Source organism: Komagataeibacter sp. SM21 (assembly GCF_041402665.1).
In the GTDB taxonomy this organism is placed as follows: Bacteria; Pseudomonadota; Alphaproteobacteria; order Acetobacterales; family Acetobacteraceae; genus Komagataeibacter; species Komagataeibacter saccharivorans.
The window spans coordinates 1-1,133 of the sequence record NZ_JBGLOV010000072.1; the positions used below are offsets into that span (position 1 = coordinate 1).

Genomic DNA, 1,133 nt, shown 5'->3' on the forward strand with positions numbered 1-1,133 from the left:
TGGAGGGTTCGAAAAACCCTCTGGTATTGAGGTCTGCTCTGTGATTCCATTTTCCTTGCGTTGATTGGAGTATGGATCATGAAGCAGGCGGGATTTTTTGACGTTGAAGAGCGGCTTGCCCGGCTGAGCGGGCTTGGTGATCAGCTCGAAGCATTTTCCCGGACTGTGGATTTTGAAGTCTTCCGCCCTGACCTGGAGAAGGCTCTGGCGTATTCTGACGGAAGCAAAGGCGGACGACCGCCATTTGATCCGGTGCTGATGTTCAAAATTCTGGTGATCCAGACGCTCAACAATTTGTCTGATGAGCGGACGGAATATCTGATCAACGATCGCCTCTCCTTTATGCGTTTCCTTGGGCTGGGACTTTCAGATCGGGTGCCGGATGCCAAAACGGTCTGGCTGTTTCGCGAGCGTCTGACCCAGGCGGGTGCGATCGATGGGCTGTTCAACCGCTTTGATGCGACCCTGCGCAACGCCGGGTATTTGCCGATGTCAGGCCAGATCCTGGATGCCACACTGGTAGCGGCTCCAAAGCAGCGGAACACCAACGCAGAGAAAGCCGATCTTCGGGAAGGACGTATGCCTGAAGACTGGCAGGACAAGCCGTCAAAGCTGTCGCACAAGGATCGTCATGCGCGCTGGACGCTAAAGTTCACCAGAGCGAAGCGGCAGGATGATGGAACCATGCCATCCAGTGATCTCGCCATCCCGTTCTTTGGCTATAAATCGCATGTTTCCATCGATCGGAAATACCGGTTCATCCGGAAATGGAAAACAACGCATGCCGCCGCCAGTGATGGCGCGAGATTGAGAGAGGGGCTGCTGGATAAAACCAATACGGCCTCAAGTGTCTGGGCTGACACGGCCTATCGCTCAAAAGCCAACGAAGACTTCATGGAAAAGCAGGGATTTGTTTCCAAGGTTCATCGCAAAAAGCCGCATCTCAAGCCTATGCCCCGGCATATCCAGAAATCAAATGCTGGAAAGTCGGTCATCCGCTCGCGTGTCGAGCATGTCTTTGCCGATCAGAAGTCACAGACGGGGCTGTTTGTCCGGACTGTCGGTATCACCCGAGCCACTATGAGGATCGGCCTGGCCAATATCGTCTACAACATGCGCCGCTTCCTCTTCCT

At 54.2% G+C, this 1,133-nt stretch carries 1 protein-coding gene; it reads left to right on the forward strand.

The window, feature by feature from the left end; genetic code table 11:
• Positions 1-75 precede the first annotated feature (75 nt).
• Positions 76-1,133: IS5 family transposase (locus ACBR42_RS17065; RefSeq protein WP_371208834.1), on the forward strand; the 1,058-nt coding region annotated here is incomplete at its 3' end.